The sequence below is a fragment of the Autumnicola lenta genome, from assembly GCF_031846515.1.
GTDB classification, from domain to species: Bacteria; Bacteroidota; Bacteroidia; order Flavobacteriales; family Flavobacteriaceae; genus Autumnicola; species Autumnicola lenta.
This window is the reverse complement of sequence record NZ_JAVRHO010000023.1, coordinates 19,429-35,748: the sequence shown is the minus strand read 5'-3', so window position 1 is coordinate 35,748 and position 16,320 is coordinate 19,429. Positions and strand designations below refer to the sequence as shown.

Here is a 16,320-nt window from a genome sequence, read left to right as displayed (position 1 = left end):
AATGAAGAATTATTCTTACATAGGCATATCATTGGTTGTCCTGATTTTCGGGATCATTTTCGTGCCCAAAATCATAGACCGGGTTAGTGATAAAGAGACAGTTTCTTCGGACCGGCTAAGTAAGAAAGTAGACGGTTCAGAAAAAAAGTCCGGGGAGGAATTATCCTTTATTTTCATTAATGGAAAAAAAAGAAAGGCACCGGAATTTGAGTTAATTAATCAGAATGGTGATACTATTTCCAATGAAGATTACAGAGGTAAGGTCTACGTCGCAGAATTCTTCTTCACAACCTGTCCTACAATTTGCCCTGTGATGAATAAAAATTTAATTGAAGTTCAACAGGAATTTGGAGAGAATGAATTTGGAATAGCTTCTTTTACTATAGATCCCGATCATGATAATCCGCAGGTGCTTAAAGCATATGCTGAAAATTATGAAATAACAGATCCAGATTGGCATTTTCTAACCGGGGATAAAGAAAAGATCTATAACCTGGCCAATGGTGGATTTAATATTTATGCCGGAGTAGATGAAGCTGTTCCTGGTGGTTTTGCCCATTCAGGTCTTTTTGCACTGGTAGATCAGGAAGGTTATATAAGATCGAGAATTGACAAATTTGGCAATCCACTTATTTACTACAGAGGTTCTGTTGAAAGAAATAAATCGATTACGGAGGGTGAAGAAAAACCCCAAATAGAAATTCTTATTGAAGATATAAAGAAACTATTGTGAGAAGAACGCTTTCAAGACAGGATAAGGTTGCTGTTCCCGTAATTATCGGGCTATCGATCCTGGTGCCATTACTGGTGCTGGTACTTATGTTCTTACCTGAACGTTTTAACTTTTTTGGAATACAATCAGGTAGTTTTCCTCTTTTTCATGCTGTTTTGAATGGCTCCACAGCAGTTCTGTTGATGATGGGTTATTTTTTCATCAGCATACGGGAATATAAGCTTCATCGTAACGTAATGATTGTAGCTTTCTTTCTTTCTGCTATCTTTTTGGTGAGCTATGTCTTATCAAAAATTAGTAATGACCCTGTTCCATACGGCGGAGATGGTTTTCTTAGAATATTGTATTTTTTTATTCTTATAAGTCATATCGCATTATCGGCAATTATCGTCCCACTGGTACTATTTACCATGTATCGTGGTCTTACGGGGGAATATAAAAAGCATGCAAGGATTGCGCGGTGGACCTTTCCTATATGGTTTTATGTTGCGGTCACCGGAGTGTTGGTTTATATTTTTATGTTGCCCTACTACTAGTATCTATTGTTGATAATTGCTTTTTTAGAGGTGAAGTTGTAATTTTATTATTTACATATTGATGCGAGACACAATGAGGTATAGACGATTTTTAATTATTGCGATTTTGATGCTTTTGCCTTTTATTGCTGAAGCTCAATGTTCTATGTGCCGGGCGGTGCTGGAAAGTGAGGCAGATCAAAGTGCAGCAGAGGGAATTAACAATGGTATTGTTTATCTTATGGTATTTCCATATCTTCTAATAGGTGGAATAGGGTATTATATTTATCGCTCCAGAAAAAAGGATAAATCTTTATAATTTATAGGTTAAATCTTATTTGCTTCCTCCTTGTATTCTCTCCCTTACAGATGTCGTTAAACTGCAGCACTTTATAGCAGTATTTGATTCGGTTCTTTTTGAGGTTTTTTATAGGTCATCAGGAGTAGTGAAAATCTGAATTTTCATGTAGTGTCTAATTCTCGAGATTTTTCGTGCTTGCACTGTAACTTTTCAAGATATAAATAGTCTTATATCGTAAAGCCGGTCATGACCTGCTTTTAATTTTCATTTCTCGGTATTATGATTGAAATTAAAGACTTGCATAAATCCTACAAAATGGGGAGCAATTCTCTTCATGTATTAAAGGGTATTAACTTTAGTGTGCAGGAAGGAGAACTTGTTTCTATTATGGGGTCTTCAGGTTCAGGAAAATCTACGCTACTTAATATCCTGGGAATGCTTGATGAGGCAGATAGCGGCTCCTATACACTAGATGGTCTGCCTATTAAAAATCTAAATGAAAAAATAGCCGCCCGCTACCGGAACAAATTTTTAGGTTTTATTTTTCAGTCATTCAATCTTATTTCCTACAAAAGTGCTTTAGACAATGTAGCGCTCCCACTTTATTATCAGGGCGTAAAACGCAGTGAACGGATAGATATAGCGATGGCTTATCTGGAGAAAGTAGGTCTTGCTAAATGGTCCGGACATTTACCAAACGAACTTTCGGGAGGTCAAAAACAGCGCGTGGCTATTGCCCGGGCGTTGGCATCCAATCCAAAAGTATTACTTGCCGATGAACCTACCGGAGCATTGGATACTAAAACTTCCTATGAGGTAATGGACCTTATCCAGGGGATAAATGATGAGGGTAGGACAATACTTGTGGTAACACATGAACATGATATTGCTCAAATGACCAAGCGTATTGTGAATTTGAAGGATGGTTTAATTATAGACGATACCAGGGTAGACCAGATAAGAGCGCTGAGCAATGTTTGATATAGAACGATGGCAGGAGATTTTTGAAACGATCAGTAAAAATAAGCTGAGGACGTTTCTTACCGGTATATCTGTAGCTTCCGGGATTTTTATTCTCGTCGTTTTATTGGGTATAGGACAGGGAATGCAAAACGGGATCTCCAGTGAATTTAAGGGCGATGCTGAAAATATCCTTTACATCTGGACCGGGGTAACTACAAAGGAACATAAGGGTCTTAATCCAGGCCGGAATATAATCATGCGAAATGAGGATTTTAACTATACTGTTGCGGCACATGAAGATGAGCTGGAATATAAATCTTCTATTTACAGAATTTGGAATGGAATTGTAAATTTTGGTAATGAATCTGGCTCCTATAGAGTTGAAGGTGTTATGCCCGATTATCAGTTTCTGGAAAATGAGGCCATGTTACAGGGAAGATACATTAATGAACAGGACCTTAAAAATTTCGAAAAATATGTGGTAATTGGGAGGAAGGTAAGAGATGATCTCTTTAAAGATGGTAAGGATCCAATCGGGGAATATGTTCAGATTTCAGGAATTAATTTTAAAGTCATAGGTGTTTTTTCAGATCCGGCAGGGGAGCGGGAAGAGTCCCGGGTTTTTCTCCCGCTTGGTACGGCACAACGTGTGTTTGGCGGTTATGATGAAATAAGGAATTTGTCCTTTACCCTGAAAGAGGAAAAAAACTTTGAAGCAGCCCTTGCTTCATCAGAACGTTTTTCAGCAGAACTTGAAGCTTATTTAAAGGAGAAGCATACTATTGCTCCCGATGATAACAGTGCGGTGAGTATAAATAATTCCCTAGAGAATGCTAAACGATTTTATGATCTTATGGATATGATTCGGTTTTTCTTTTGGGGAGTAGGAATTTGTACAATTATAGCCGGGATAGTAGGGGTGAGCAACATTATGCTTATTATCGTAAAAGAAAGAACAAAAGAAATTGGGGTAAGGAAAGCTCTTGGAGCTCAACCACTTTCCATTATTGGTATGGTTTTACACGAATCTATTTTTGTTACGACTATTGCAGGTTTTGCGGGATTGATTTTTAGCCTGGCACTATTGGAATTTGTGGGGCCTCTTATCGAAACCCAATATATCTCAAACCCTTCGGTAAATTTTAATGTAGCTATTTCTACCGTTTTTATTTTGATAGTTGCTGGTGCCCTCGCAGGATTTTTTCCTGCCAGACGTGCTGCTAAAATCAAACCAATTGTTGCCTTAAGAGACGAATAATATGTTTAGCAGGGATAAATGGAGTGAAATAATCGAAGCTTTAAGTTCTAACTGGTTTAGGACGTTACTAACTGCTTTTGGAGTTTTATGGGGAATATTTATTCTGGTAATTCTTCTGGCTGCAGGCAGAGGGCTGGAAAATGGAGTGAAACAGGGTTTTGGTGGTATTGCAACCAACAGTATGTTTATGTGGACCAGGACAACTTCCAAATCTTATAAAGGTATGCCTAAAGGGAGAAGGTATGATTTTAAACTGGATGATGTCACCTCATTAAAGCAGAATATTCCGCAGCTAAGGTTTGTATCACCGCGCAATCAATTGGGCGGTTTTGGAGGAGCTAATAATGTGGTAAGGGGTTTAAATGCAGGGGCTTATAATGTTTACGGCGATTATCCTGAAATTATTCAACAGGAGCCCATGGACATCACTTCCGGGAGATTTATAAACTATAATGATATTAATAGTAATAGAAAAGTTGCTGTTATTGGAGAAGGGGTGAAAAAAGGATTGTATGAAATTGGGGAAGAAGTTATCGGCACTTATATAAAAGTTAGTGGAGTAAACTTCATGGTTGTTGGCACCTATAAGAAAAAAGGAAATGGGGGAGGTAATGCCGAAGAAGGACAGAAAGAAATATTTGTTCCTTTTACTGCATTTTCACAGGCGTTTAATATGGGGGAAACTGTTGGCTGGATGGCATTAACTGCAGAAGATGGTTCTTCTATTACAAATCTCAAGTCAAAGGTTTTTGACCTTATGAAGGAAAGGCATTCTCTGCATCCTGAAGAAGAACAGGCAATAGGAAATTTTGATCTTTATGAAGAATTCAGCAAAGTGAATGGATTATTTATAGCTTTAAAAGGAGTCGCATATTTTGTGGGAATCCTGGTATTACTTTCAGGGGTAATTGGAATAAGCAACATAATGCTAATTGTGGTGAAAGAGCGAACCAACGAGATAGGAGTAAGACGTGCCCTTGGTGCGACTCCATGGTCTATAAGAGGGCAAATTTTAATGGAATCCATTTTTCTCACTGTAATTTCAGGTATGGCAGGGATTGCAATGGCAACAGGGATAATAGTGCTGGTAAATTTAAAAATGGAAGGTATGGATACTTCAGAAATGATGTTTGCCAATCCCAGCGTAGATTTAGGAGTAATTTTCACTGCGCTTACAATTTTAATAATTTCAGGTTTACTCGCAGGTTTAATTCCGGCTCAGAATGCCATAAAAATTCATCCGGTTGATGCATTAAGAACAGAATAAAATAAGAAATAACACAATCAAGAAATGAAAAAAGTTTTCACCATCATCATTTTAGTACTAATAGCAGTAACTTTCTTCGGCGCTCTTTATTACTTGTATCAGAAAAATCAGGAAGATCCTGTGACCTATGAAACAGAGCAACCTTCAGAACAAACCATTATTAAGAAAACAGTGGCTACAGGAAGTATTGTGCCTAAGGAGGAAGTGCTTATTAAACCAAATATCTCAGGTATAATAGACGAAATTTATATAGAAGCTGGAGAGAAGATAAAATCTGGTGATCTTATTGCAAGAATAAGGGTTATTCCCAATGTTTCTTCTTTACAGAGTGCTAAAGATGGCGTGGCTACTGCAAGAATAAACTTTGATAACGAACAGCAAAACTATAATCGTCAAAAGGCTTTATATGATAAAGGAGTGATTTCGGCTAATGACTTTCAAGAGGCGGAAGTAGCTTATAAAAGAGCGCAGCAGTCATATAAATCTGCGCAGCAAAATTTTGAAATTATTCAAACAGGTACAACCAGTGGAATTGGAACTGCTGCCAATACATTAATTCGCTCAACAATAGACGGGATGGTGCTGGATGTCCCTGTAAAAACAGGAAACCAGGTTATCGAAAGTAACAACTTTAACGATGGTACTACCATTGCTACTTTGGCAGATGTGAACAAAATGATCTTTGAAGGAAAAGTTGACGAGAGTGAAGTCGGAAAAATTAAGGAAGATCTTCCACTTCAAATAAGCGTGGGTGCGATAGAAAATAAAACTTTTAACGCGATTCTGGATTACATTGCGCCTAAAGGTGTTGAAGAGAACGGTGCTATTCAATTTGATATTAAGGGAACGCTGGAAAAAGCAGATACTACATTTATACGTGCAGGCTTAAGCGCAAATGCATCTATTATTCTTGCGAAAGTGGACAATGTTTTGGCTATAAAGGAAGCGCTTGTGCAATTTGATACAGAAACACAACAACCTTATGTTGAGGTGGCAACCGGGGATCAGCAGTTTGAGCGTAAGGATTTGGAACTTGGAGTAAGTGATGGGATATATGTGGAGGTGAAGAGCGGAATTACTAAAGATTCAAAAATAAAAGTATGGAATCAGCTGAAGCCAGCTGAATCTTTCACATCTAATTAGTCCTAATTAGAATGTAACATCTTCTAACTATTACAGACATATCTTTCACAACCATAATTATGAATAAATTTAGCTTTTTAGCCATCTTGTTTTTTACAGGTCTTTTGGCTAACGCCCAGGAAAAAGAGTGGACCTTACAGGAGTGTGTAAACCGTGCCCTGGAAAATAATATCTCAATTAAACAGTCGCAACTGGATCTTGAAGTAGCCGATATTGAGAGGCTGGACGCGCTTGGTAACTTTATTCCCAGCGTAAATGCTTCAGCAAGTAATTCCTGGAATACAGGTTTAACAACAAATGTTACTACAGGAGTCCTTCAAACCCAAACCACCAGGAACTTTTCAGCAGGAGTTACTGCCGGTCTTACATTATTTGATGGACTTCGTAATTTTAAGCAATTACAGAGGGCCAGAATATCCAGACTTGCAGCGGAATATTCCCTGGAACAGATGGAAAATGACATTACACTTTTTGTTGTTGATTCTTATCTTCAGGTTTTATTCAATAAACAAAATCTGGAAGTACTGAGATCCCAAAATTTAGTCACTCAGGAACAGATGGAGAGAACGCAGGAACTTGTAGATGCAGGAAGCCTTCCGGAAGGGGATCTGTTGGAAATTATGGCCTCTAATGCCGATGAAAGGCAGCGCATTATTATTGCTAAAAACAATGTGAAGATTTCGCTTATTAATCTTGCCCAGATTCTTTTAATAAAGGATTATGACAGCTTTGATATTGTGGAGAGAGATTACGATATATTGGGTGCCGAGGTTCTTGAAAATTCTGTAAGTAGTATTATTGAAAAAGCTAAAGCAGAGAGAACGGAAATAAAAATAGCTGAAACAAATATGGAGCTGGCAGAAATGGATGTGGAAATGGCCCGTGCGGCATATTTGCCCAGTCTTGGAGCTTTTTTTAACTATAACACCAGGGAATCTGGTGCCGGAAGAATTATTGGTTTTGAAACTGATCCCGATGAGCCAACCCGGCAGATTGGAGTCGTTGAAAATACCAATGAAATAGTGGTTACTCCAAATACTGTGAGTACACTTGGCAATCCTTTGCCATTTTTTGAACAGTTACAAAGGAATGATGGAGTGAGTTACGGTGTGCAGCTAAATATTCCAATTTTCAATGGCTGGGCTACACGTAACCAGGTTAAGAGAAGTGAAATTAACGTGCAAAGAGCAGAATATCAGCTCGAACAAGCAGCACTGGATCTTGAAGCAGATGTTTACCAGGCTTATGTGGATGCAGAAGGAGCATATGAAGCTTACGAAGCAGCGATTGTTGCCGCAAATGCTCAGGAGTTGGCGTATGAGTATGCAAATCAGCGTTTTGAAGTAGGTTTAACCAATGCCTTTGACTTTAGCCAGGCAAAAGTTAGATATGAAAACGCTCAAAGGGAGGTTTTACGGGCGAAATTCGATTATATTTTTAATATTAAAGTTATAGAATTGTATTTTGGAATGCCTGTGACTGAATTAAAATTTTAAGAAATGAAAAAGAAAACTATTTATATAATTATTGGGGTTGTTATAGTTCTTATTGTATTGCTTATTGTTGGAAAGAAAGAAGGATGGTACGGCAAAAGTGGTAATTATAAGCAAGTAGAAGTGTCTGAAGTACATCCTATTAGTCTGACCGAAACAGTTTCAGCAACAGGGAAAATTCAGCCAGAGGTGGAGGTTAAATTATCATCAGAAGTTTCAGGAGAAATTATAGAGTTGCCGGTAGTTGAAGGACAAATGGTCGAAAAAGGTGATCTTCTTGTACGGGTAAATCCTGATATTTACCAATCCAGCGTACAGCGGGCAGAGGCTGGTCTTCAGAATATGAGAGCGAATTACGCCCAGACCGAGGCAAGTTTAAAACAAGCAACTGCAAATTATGAAAGAAACAAACAGCTTTTTGAGAAAGGGGTGATTTCTAAGGCAGAATGGGATCAGATCGTTTCTAATTATGAAGTGGCTGAAGCGAGCAAAGAATCGGCGTTTTACAATATGCAGAGTTCGGCAGCTTCTGTTACTGAAGCAAGAGATAATCTTAGCAGAACAAATATCTACGCTCCTATGACGGGTACAATTTCTAAACTCGATGCGGAACTTGGAGAAAGGGTAGTAGGGACTCAACAAATGGCAGGAACTGAAATTATGAGAGTAGCTGATCTTTCAAACATGGAAGTTGAAGTTGACGTAAATGAGAATGATATAGTAAAAGTTTCTGTTGGTGATTCCACCATTGTAGAAGTTGATGCATACCTTGGGAAAGAATTTGGGGGATTGGTTACGGAAATATCGAATTCTGCCGATTCCGAATTGACCTCAGATCAGGTAACGAATTTTAAAGTAAAAGTGCGCATCCTCGAGGAATCATATCAGGAGCTAATTGAAGGGAAACCAGAGAACTTTTCTCCTTTTCGTCCGGGAATGACCGCAACTGTCGATATCATTACCAACAGTCGAAATAGTGTTTTGGGTGTTCCTATAAGTGCAATTGTTATTAAAAGTGATACTATATCAAGTAAAACAGGATCTCAGAATGCAGCCGCTTCAGGGGAGCGTTTTGAGGCAGTGTTTTTAAAAGAAGGGGATGAAGCCCGGCTTCAGGTAGTTAAGACCGGAATACAGGATGATTCACAGATCGAAATCACTGAAGGGCTTACAGAGGGGGACGTAGTTATTACAGGTCCATACAATACGGTGACCAAAGGCCTTGAGGCCGGCGATAAAATTGAAGTTGCGGGAGATATAAATCCTTCTCAGGAATAAAAAAAGAAAACATTGGCAATTATACTCTGTATTGAAACCGCCACAACAAACTGCTCTGTAGCTATAGCTAAAGAAGGAGTGGTTTTGGCATTAAAGGAAGATAATAGTGATAAGTACTCGCATGCAGAAAAGTTGCATGTTTTTATCGAGGAAATTCTTAAAGAAAACGGGTTAGAGAACAAAGACCTTGATGCTGTGGCTATTAGTAAAGGACCAGGCTCATATACTGGTTTAAGAATAGGTGTATCTGCTGCTAAAGGGCTATGCTTTTCCCTTGACATTCCGCTTATTTCTGTTCCTACTTTAACTTCGCTTGCACATCAGGTTAAAACAAACGAAGGGTTAATTATTCCTTTGTTAGATGCCAGAAGAATGGAAGTTTATTCTGCAGTTTTTAACAAAAATTATGAGCAGATAAGGGAAACAAAGGCAGAAATATTAGATGAGGATTCTTACCGGTCATACCTCGAAACCCAGAAGATATATTTTATTGGTAACGGAGTGGAAAAATTTCAGAAGATATGTGCTCATCCTAATGCGGTTTTTATAGATGGCAAATTACCCTCGGCTAGGGAAATTACTTCTTTAGCAAATTATAAATTCAAAATAATCGACATGGAAGATGTCGCTTATTTTGAACCTTACTACTTAAAAGACTTTATAGCCGGTTAATAGAATGACATTATTTTCTATTTCTATGATTCTATCGTGGGTTTAGATTCTTTTTCAACAGTTCCGTTCATTTTTGTCTGATCGTAAATGTAAACATCACGTTGCGGGTAAGGTATAGTCATTCCGGCTGCTTCCAATCGTATTTTACCTTCTTCTATCATATACCAGTGAATATCCCAAAAAACGCTGTTAGGGGCAAAGTATCTAACCAAGAGATTAACAGAATTATCTCCAAGTTCTCCTACTAAAATTTGCGGAGCCGGATCTTCAACGATATCTTTTTGTTCGTTTACCAGGTTTTGAAGAACTTCTTTAGCTTTCTTTATATCATTGTCATAGGAAATTCCGAAGGTTAAATTTTCCCTTCTTGTTTCATTATGACTATAGTTGGTAATATTATCATTGCTAAGCTCGCCATTGGGAATCACTACCCTTTGATTTCCAAAAGTATTAAGTTTAGTATAGAAAAGAGAAATTTCTACCACACTTCCCGAAACACCCTGAGCCTCAATCCAGTCCCCAAGTTTAAATGGTTTCAGCATTATAATAAGTACTCCACCTGCAAAATTGGATAAAGAACCCTGTAAGGCAAGACCAATAGCCAGTCCGGCGGCACCTATAGCAGCAACAAGGGAAGTGGTTTCAATTCCCAACTGAGAAATGACTACTACAAACAATAAGATTTTCAGCCCCCAATTTATAAGGCTTACAATAAAATTTTCGAGAGCAGGATCGTATCCTCTGGAATCAGCTATTTTTCGAATGTATTTTACAATAATCCGAATAATCCACAATCCAATTAGCAGCATAAAGATTGCCGCTAATAGGTCTGGTAAAAAATCTATGAATTTTTGGGTGTATTCTTTAGCATACATTTCCCAATCCTGAATTTGCTCCATTATTTAAAATTTTGTGCAAATTTATATTTTACCCAAAGAAAAAGGAATTTTAAGTGTTTAATTTTTGTTAAAACGTTTCATCACATAAGCAGAATTCTCGACACACGTTAAATTTTGGTATTTATTTTGAGAAAATTTAAAAGTGCCGATCTCCGGCATTCAATCCTGGACACTTTCGGTTTTTATTTTCTTTAAAGTTGCGATTTAAGAACTGGAGAGATCTTTTATAAAACTTTATCAAAAAAAACTCCCTATGAGTGGGAGTTTGGTTTCTAAAAAATTTCTGGACTATCTAGTCGACTTCAAAAGTGATTTTTACATTTACCCGATAATCTATAAGGTTCTCGCCTTCTACATCTGCCGTCTGCTCTTTAATATAGACGGACTTGATGTTTTTTATAGATTTTGCTGCGTGCTTAACAGCATTTTTAGCGGCATCTTCCCAGCTTTTATTGGAATTTGCCATTACTTCTATTACTTTTAAAACAGCCATAATAATTAATTTTAGTGGTTAATAAATTGCTTATTCTTAAGATACGAAATAGGTAGGCGCATATTGTTAAACTTTTAATAACCTTTGCAGGTGAGCTTTTTAATAAAAAAGCTTCACATTTGCTGGTTGAAATTCAGTTATATGGAGGATGTTTATATTGTGATGTTAGTAGTTCTGCTAGCTCTGGCTGTTACAGATTTAGTGGTTGGAGTAAGTAACGATGCCATAAATTTTCTGAATTCTGCAATAGGTTCCAAGGCAGTTTCCATGAGAACAATACTCATAGTTGCAAGTCTTGGAGTTGCCGTTGGTGCTATTTTTTCCAGTGGGTTAATGGAAGTCGCCAGAAAAGGAATTTTCATGCCTGGACAATTTTATTTTGAAGAGATAATGATCATCTTTATGGCAGTGATGATTACAGATGTTCTACTTCTGGATTTTTTCAATTCTTTAGGCCTTCCAACTTCAACTACTGTTTCTATTGTGTTTGAATTATTAGGCGCTGCAGTTTGTATGGCAGTTATAAAAATTTATGCAGATACAGGTGATCTTAGTGAATTGACCTCTTATATAAATACCTCCAAAGCGACAGAAATTATTTTTGGAATATTCCTGGCTGTTTTTATTGCTTTTATAGTGGGTGCAGTTATACAATATGTTTCACGACTAATTTTTTCCTTTCAATATGAGAAGAAGATAAAATATGTAGGAGCGCTCTTTGGGGGAGTATCTTTAACAGCAATTCTGTTTTTTATTCTTATTAAAGGATTAAAAAGTGTTTCTTTTATTTCTGATGGTACTTTGGAATTCGTTAATTCCAATACAGTTACTATCATAGTTGGGGGATTTGTTTTTTTTACGCTGCTCTCACAATTTATAATGAGTGTTTTAAAACTGAATATTCTCAGAATTATTATTGTAATAGGCACTTTTGCGCTTGCGCTTGCTTTTGCAGGAAATGACCTGGTAAATTTTATTGGAGTGCCTATAGCAGCATGGCAATCATTTGAGATATGGCAATCTGCATATCAGTCCTCAGGAGTTTTACCTTCAGAATTGCTAATGACGGGCCTATCTGGAGAAGTTGCCACTCCTGAATTTCTTTTAGTCCTCGCCGGAGCGGTTATGGTCATTACAATCTGGTTTTCCAAAAAAGCGAGGTCGGTGGTAGATACCGGTGTAAATCTGGCGAGACAGGGAGATGGAGTTGAGCGTTTCGAGCCTAATTTTCTCTCTCGTAGTATTGTGAGATATTCGGTGCTTTTTGGAAATGCAGTTTCTGTAGTTCTTCCATCGCCTCTAAAAAGGCGAATAGATGATAAATTTAATAAACCTACATCTTCTCATATTAGAAGTAAAAGAATAAATGCTCCTGCATTTGATATGGTGAGGGCCTCTGTAAACCTGGTTGTAGCGAGTGTCTTAATATCTATAGGGACCAGTCTAAAATTACCATTATCGACCACATACGTAACTTTTATGGTTGCAATGGGTACTTCTTTATCAGATCGTGCATGGGATCGTGAAAGTGCTGTATATCGTGTGGCTGGAGTTTTAAACGTTATCGGAGGCTGGTTTGTGACTGCCCTGGTTGCTTTTACTGCAGCAGCAATCTTCGCTGCTATTATATTTTATGGCGGAACTATTGCTCTTGCTTTGTTGATTATTATTGCTGCTGCCCTGGTGGTTCGGAGCACTATTTTACATTCAAAAAAATCTAAAGAAGAAGAAAATAAAAAGCGTTACAACCGTGCAGATATAATTACTATAAATGAAATAACTTCAGAAACTTCAGAGAATATCTCGAGTGTTATTGGCGGAGTCAATAAAATGTACACTAAAACAGTTGATAATCTCGGGTATCATGATTTGGGTAAACTTAAAAAGAACAATAAAGCAATTAAAAAACTGGAGAAGGAAGTTGATGAGTTAAAAGGTAATATATTCTATTTCATAAAATCTCTGGATGAAGATTCTGTAGAGGCAAGTAAATTTTACATTTTAATCCTGGACTATTTGCAGGATATGGTGCAGTCTATAAGTTTTATTACACGTAATAGTTATAATCATGTTCATAATAACCATAAAAACTTAAAATTTAATCAAATAAGAGATCTGAAAAAGATTGATGAAAAAATGCAGGTGCTTTTCGATGATATCAAGAACCTTTTTGATAATCACGAATTTGGAGATATAGAGCGGATTCTTTCAGAAAAGCAGGAGCTTCTGGATTCTGTTTCTGACCTAATTCAAAAACAGATAGATAGAATTCGGACGTCCGAAACAAGTCCTAAAAATTCAAAGTTATACTTCGGACTGTTGCTTGAAACAAAAGATCTTGTAAGTTCTACGATGAGTTTGTTACAGCTTTTTCAGGAGTTTTATAAAGAAGCTAAAAGCACGTTGTAATCCCTCAAAAGCCATAACGTTATCCGTTAATGGCTTCTACAGTATCTACTTTATCTCTGAGCATGTCCCTGAGCATGGTTTCTATCCCGTTCTTTAAAGTCATCGTGGAAGAGGGACAACCACTACAGGCTCCCTGTAAAATTACTTTTACTGTCTTTGTATCTGCGTCATAAGATTCAAACAGTATATTTCCTCCATCACTAGCTACTGCAGGTTTAATATATTCGTCCAGGATGGCTATCACCTGTTTGGCAGTATCATCTAAGCCATTTACGTCTACTTTTGTTGCTTCAGAATTGTATTTTTCTTCTTTTTGCTTAGCCGAAGCAGCTTCAGCAGTGATCACCTCATTTCCTTCCTGAAGAAAACCAGTTATAAATTCCCTTATTTCTACGGTAATATCGTTCCATTCAGCAACTTCATATTTATTAATTGAGACGTAGTTTTCATCAATAAAAATTTCCTTTACAAAAGGAAAATGAAAAAGCTTTTGCGCTAAAGGTGCGTCTTTTGCGTCGTCTATATTTTTAAACTCGGTCGCATTAATAACCAGCTTTTTATTGGCCACAAATTTCATGACAGCAGGGTTCGGGGTGCTTTCGGCATAAATGGTAACTGGAATATTTTTTGGATTTTCCTCTTTCGCTTTAACTATGGGGCTTCCGGAATTCAGGTAGTCTTCAATTTGTTCAGCTACTTCCTCTTCTACATCTTTCCAGTCGACAATATCATATTTCTCGAGAGCAACAAAATTTTGGGCAATATATACAGTTTTTACGAAAGGTAGATAAAACAATTGCTGGGCCAGAGGTGAGGCAGAGGCTTCATCTATGTTCTTAAATTCGAAGCTTTCATGCTGTGTGAGAAACTTATTTGTCTCAAATTTCACAATTCCCGGCTTATTGGTATGCTGAATATTTATTTTGAAGTTGTCCATATTAAATTTTATTACAAAAGTACTAAAGAAAAGTCATGTAATCTATATATTTACTGCACTTATGGGGACTCACAATTTATTACAACACCGGCTGTTAGTCTGGTTTTTCTCTTCTAATAGAGGGGGCAGAATGGGAAAACTTATACTTATTTTATTTTTATTTACTCTTCAAGTAAAGGCTCAGGAGGTCATTCCGACCTACTCAGATTATCTCACCGACAACCTTTTTTTATTACATCCTTCTATGGCTGGTGCAGCAAATATGAACCAGATAAGATTAACGGCGAGGCAACAATGGTTTGACGTAGAGGATGCGCCCAGCTTACAAACTTTAAGTATTAATGGTAGAGTTGGAGAAAAAGTTGGGCTTGGAGGAATATTGTTTAATGATTCTAATGGTAATTTTTCTAAGAGTGGGGCGTATGCAACTTTTGCTTATCACTTAATGTTCTCAAGAAGTAATGCAGATCTTAATCAATTATCTTTTGGAGTAAGCGCGGGAATTATTCAGCACAGGCTTGATCAAAGCGGTTTTACAGAGTTCGATCCTGCTCTTGAAGGGAATGAGTCGGATATTTATGCTAATATGGATTTTGGAGTTTCTTATTACTATAGAGACTTTTATAGTCATTTTGCTGCAAAGAATATATTATCTATTAAAAGGGATTTGTTCTATTCAGATGCAGTTCCAAGCAATCAAAGAAAATATTTTGTTTCAGCAGGATATGTTTTTGAAGATGTTACAGATTCATTTAGCCTGGAGCCTTCCGTTCTATTTCAGTTGCGGGAAGCCACCAATGAAAAGGCTATAGACCTTAACCTTAAGGCATACAGAGAGGTTGATTTTGGTCAGGTTTGGGGTGGTGTGTCTTATAGAAATACTTTTGAAGGTGCCGAATACTCCGGGGAGGGAGAAGAATTGAGAAGTCAGTATTTAAGCTATATTACACCTTTTGTGGGTGTGAATTACAGGAATTTTCTGGTAGGCTATACTTTTACTTATCAACTAAATTCTCTGGTATTAAGCAACAATGGCTTTCATCAGATTACCCTTGGATATAACTTCGGTAAAAGCAGGAAACGTTATGACTGCAAATGTCCGGCGGTAAACTATTAAAAGTCGAAATAAGAAACAGAAAATCCATTTTCTTCAGCATTAATCAGGTCGGCCAAAATCACGGGATTTTTGTTGCTTAAAAATTCCGGCCTTGCGAATGAAGTAGAGGTGTTTAAGAGGTCGTGTTGTGTTAAAACACTCTTTGTTTGCCTGGCAACAGCTTCACCGGAATCAATGATTTGGACATCCTCAGGAAGGATTTTTTTTAAAGTAGGGATGAGGTAAGGATAATGACTACAGCCTAAGACCAGGTAATCGATTTTTTGAAGCAACATAGGTTGCAGGAGCTGCTTTAATAAGCTTTCCATTTCGGGAGAATCTTTTTTTCCACTTTCAATAAGTTCTACTAAACCGTTACCTTCTACTTCGATTACCTTGATGTTCTGAGTATGTAATTCTGAAGTTTTAGAGAAAAGGGCGCTACTAAGGGTTCCTTTAGTAGCGAGAATCCCTATTGCCTTAGTTTGAGATTTGAGGGCAGCCGGTTTAATGGCAGGCTCTATGCCTATAAATGGAATAGAATAGAGGTATCTTAATTCATTTATGGCATTAGTGGTGGCCGTATTACAGGCTACTACTATTATTTTACAGCCCATGGAGAGCAGCTTATCGGTGTTTTTTTTGCTGAGTTCTACAATATCTTTTACAGATTTTTCTCCATATGGAGCATTCCTGCTATCTGCGAGGTAAATGGTCTTTTCGAACGGCATTAAACTGTGGATTTCTTTCCAGATGGAAGTGCCGCCTACTCCAGAATCAAAAATGCCAATAGGTTTAGAGCTCATGAGTACAAAAATAAAAACTGCGCAGGATTACTGCGCAGTTTTTCAATTTATTATTAA

At 37.4% G+C, this 16,320-nt stretch carries 16 protein-coding genes; 12 read left to right on the top strand and 4 right to left on the bottom strand.

The genetic code is table 11. The annotated features are described in order from the left end of the window. The first annotated feature begins 1 nt into the window (after position 1). From RM545_RS14500 to tsaB, 10 genes are all read left to right on the top strand, one after another. Entirely contained in the window at positions 2–733 is a 732-nt protein-coding gene (locus tag RM545_RS14500; RefSeq protein ID WP_311496007.1) for an SCO family protein, read from the top strand. Beyond that, positions 730–1,269: a DUF420 domain-containing protein gene (locus RM545_RS14495; RefSeq protein WP_311496006.1), complete on the top strand. Its 540-nt coding sequence runs from the start codon at positions 730–732 to the stop codon at positions 1,267–1,269. Before RM545_RS14500 ends, RM545_RS14495 begins: the two co-directional genes overlap by 4 nt. Before the next feature lie 73 nt (positions 1,270–1,342). Then, positions 1,343–1,567 carry a hypothetical protein gene (locus RM545_RS14490; RefSeq protein WP_311496005.1) on the top strand — a complete coding sequence of 75 codons (225 nt, stop codon included), beginning with the start codon at positions 1,343–1,345 and terminating at the stop codon, positions 1,565–1,567. A 261-nt stretch (positions 1,568–1,828) separates the two neighbouring features. Then, complete coding sequence (locus RM545_RS14485) at positions 1,829–2,530, top strand: ABC transporter ATP-binding protein (RefSeq protein WP_311496004.1); 702 nt, start codon at positions 1,829–1,831, stop codon at positions 2,528–2,530. After that, complete coding sequence (locus tag RM545_RS14480; RefSeq protein ID WP_311496003.1) at positions 2,523–3,770, top strand: ABC transporter permease; 1,248 nt, start codon at positions 2,523–2,525, stop codon at positions 3,768–3,770. The genes RM545_RS14485 and RM545_RS14480 overlap by 8 nt, the downstream gene beginning before the upstream one ends. A 1-nt stretch (position 3,771) precedes the next feature. Beyond that, positions 3,772–5,037 carry an ABC transporter permease gene (locus RM545_RS14475; protein WP_311496002.1) on the top strand — a complete coding sequence of 422 codons (1,266 nt, stop codon included), beginning with the start codon at positions 3,772–3,774 and terminating at the stop codon, positions 5,035–5,037. Positions 5,038–5,061: 24 nt separating this feature from the next. Then, positions 5,062–6,180: an efflux RND transporter periplasmic adaptor subunit gene (locus tag RM545_RS14470; protein ID WP_311496001.1), complete on the top strand. Its 1,119-nt coding sequence runs from the start codon at positions 5,062–5,064 to the stop codon at positions 6,178–6,180. Positions 6,181–6,239: 59 nt separating this feature from the next. Then, positions 6,240–7,676, top strand: a complete 1,437-nt coding sequence (locus RM545_RS14465; protein WP_311496000.1) for a TolC family protein — start codon at positions 6,240–6,242, stop codon at positions 7,674–7,676. Positions 7,677–7,679: 3 nt separating this feature from the next. Next, positions 7,680–8,951 (top strand): efflux RND transporter periplasmic adaptor subunit, encoded by a 1,272-nt coding sequence (locus tag RM545_RS14460; RefSeq protein WP_311495999.1) that lies wholly within the window; start codon positions 7,680–7,682, stop codon positions 8,949–8,951. A gap of 12 nt (positions 8,952–8,963) precedes the next feature. After that, positions 8,964–9,623, top strand: coding sequence for a tRNA (adenosine(37)-N6)-threonylcarbamoyltransferase complex dimerization subunit type 1 TsaB (gene tsaB / locus RM545_RS14455; protein WP_311495998.1), 660 nt, complete (start codon positions 8,964–8,966; stop codon positions 9,621–9,623). Positions 9,624–9,646: 23 nt separating this feature from the next. Here the strand turns inward: tsaB and RM545_RS14450 are convergent, their stop codons facing one another. Then, positions 9,647–10,522: a mechanosensitive ion channel family protein gene (locus RM545_RS14450; RefSeq protein ID WP_311495997.1), complete on the bottom strand. Its 876-nt coding sequence runs from the start codon at positions 10,520–10,522 to the stop codon at positions 9,647–9,649. A gap of 292 nt (positions 10,523–10,814) precedes the next feature. Next, a complete protein-coding gene (locus RM545_RS14445; protein ID WP_311495996.1) occupies positions 10,815–11,015 on the bottom strand; it encodes a dodecin family protein in 201 nt (66 codons plus the stop codon). 141 nt (positions 11,016–11,156) lie between these two features. Between RM545_RS14445 and RM545_RS14440 the strand changes: the two genes are divergently transcribed. Beyond that, complete coding sequence (locus tag RM545_RS14440; protein ID WP_311495995.1) at positions 11,157–13,424, top strand: inorganic phosphate transporter; 2,268 nt, start codon at positions 11,157–11,159, stop codon at positions 13,422–13,424. Positions 13,425–13,443: 19 nt separating this feature from the next. Here RM545_RS14440 and RM545_RS14435 read toward each other — a convergent pair whose 3' ends face one another. Beyond that, the gene (locus RM545_RS14435) at positions 13,444–14,361 is read right to left on the bottom strand and encodes a NifU family protein (protein WP_311495994.1); all 918 of its coding nucleotides are present in this window, start codon (positions 14,359–14,361) and stop codon (positions 13,444–13,446) included. A 130-nt stretch (positions 14,362–14,491) separates the two neighbouring features. On the opposite strand from RM545_RS14435, the gene RM545_RS14430 reads away from it, so the two are divergent. Beyond that, positions 14,492–15,478 carry a PorP/SprF family type IX secretion system membrane protein gene (locus tag RM545_RS14430; protein WP_311495993.1) on the top strand — a complete coding sequence of 329 codons (987 nt, stop codon included), beginning with the start codon at positions 14,492–14,494 and terminating at the stop codon, positions 15,476–15,478. Here the strand turns inward: RM545_RS14430 and murI are convergent. Then, positions 15,475–16,263 (bottom strand): glutamate racemase, encoded by a 789-nt coding sequence (gene murI, locus RM545_RS14425; RefSeq protein ID WP_311495992.1) that lies wholly within the window; start codon positions 16,261–16,263, stop codon positions 15,475–15,477. The two genes, RM545_RS14430 and murI, sit on opposite strands and share 4 nt — an antisense overlap. Positions 16,264–16,320 lie beyond the last annotated feature (57 nt).

Coding starts and splice junctions, on each gene's coding strand:
- RM545_RS14500 (WP_311496007.1), top strand. CDS start 2: ATGAAGAATTATTCTTACATAGGCATATCATTGGTTGTCCTGATTTTC.
- RM545_RS14490 (WP_311496005.1), top strand. CDS start 1,343: ATGAGGTATAGACGATTTTTAATTATTGCGATTTTGATGCTTTTGCCT.
- RM545_RS14485 (WP_311496004.1), top strand. CDS start 1,829: ATGATTGAAATTAAAGACTTGCATAAATCCTACAAAATGGGGAGCAAT.
- RM545_RS14480 (WP_311496003.1), top strand. CDS start 2,523: ATGTTTGATATAGAACGATGGCAGGAGATTTTTGAAACGATCAGTAAA.
- RM545_RS14475 (WP_311496002.1), top strand. CDS start 3,772: ATGTTTAGCAGGGATAAATGGAGTGAAATAATCGAAGCTTTAAGTTCT.
- RM545_RS14470 (WP_311496001.1), top strand. CDS start 5,062: ATGAAAAAAGTTTTCACCATCATCATTTTAGTACTAATAGCAGTAACT.
- RM545_RS14465 (WP_311496000.1), top strand. CDS start 6,240: ATGAATAAATTTAGCTTTTTAGCCATCTTGTTTTTTACAGGTCTTTTG.
- RM545_RS14460 (WP_311495999.1), top strand. CDS start 7,680: ATGAAAAAGAAAACTATTTATATAATTATTGGGGTTGTTATAGTTCTT.
- RM545_RS14450 (WP_311495997.1), bottom strand. CDS start 10,522: ATGGAGCAAATTCAGGATTGGGAAATGTATGCTAAAGAATACACCCAA.
- RM545_RS14445 (WP_311495996.1), bottom strand. CDS start 11,015: ATGGCTGTTTTAAAAGTAATAGAAGTAATGGCAAATTCCAATAAAAGC.
- RM545_RS14440 (WP_311495995.1), top strand. CDS start 11,157: ATGGAGGATGTTTATATTGTGATGTTAGTAGTTCTGCTAGCTCTGGCT.
- RM545_RS14435 (WP_311495994.1), bottom strand. CDS start 14,361: ATGGACAACTTCAAAATAAATATTCAGCATACCAATAAGCCGGGAATT.
- RM545_RS14430 (WP_311495993.1), top strand. CDS start 14,492: ATGGGAAAACTTATACTTATTTTATTTTTATTTACTCTTCAAGTAAAG.
- murI (WP_311495992.1), bottom strand. CDS start 16,263: ATGAGCTCTAAACCTATTGGCATTTTTGATTCTGGAGTAGGCGGCACT.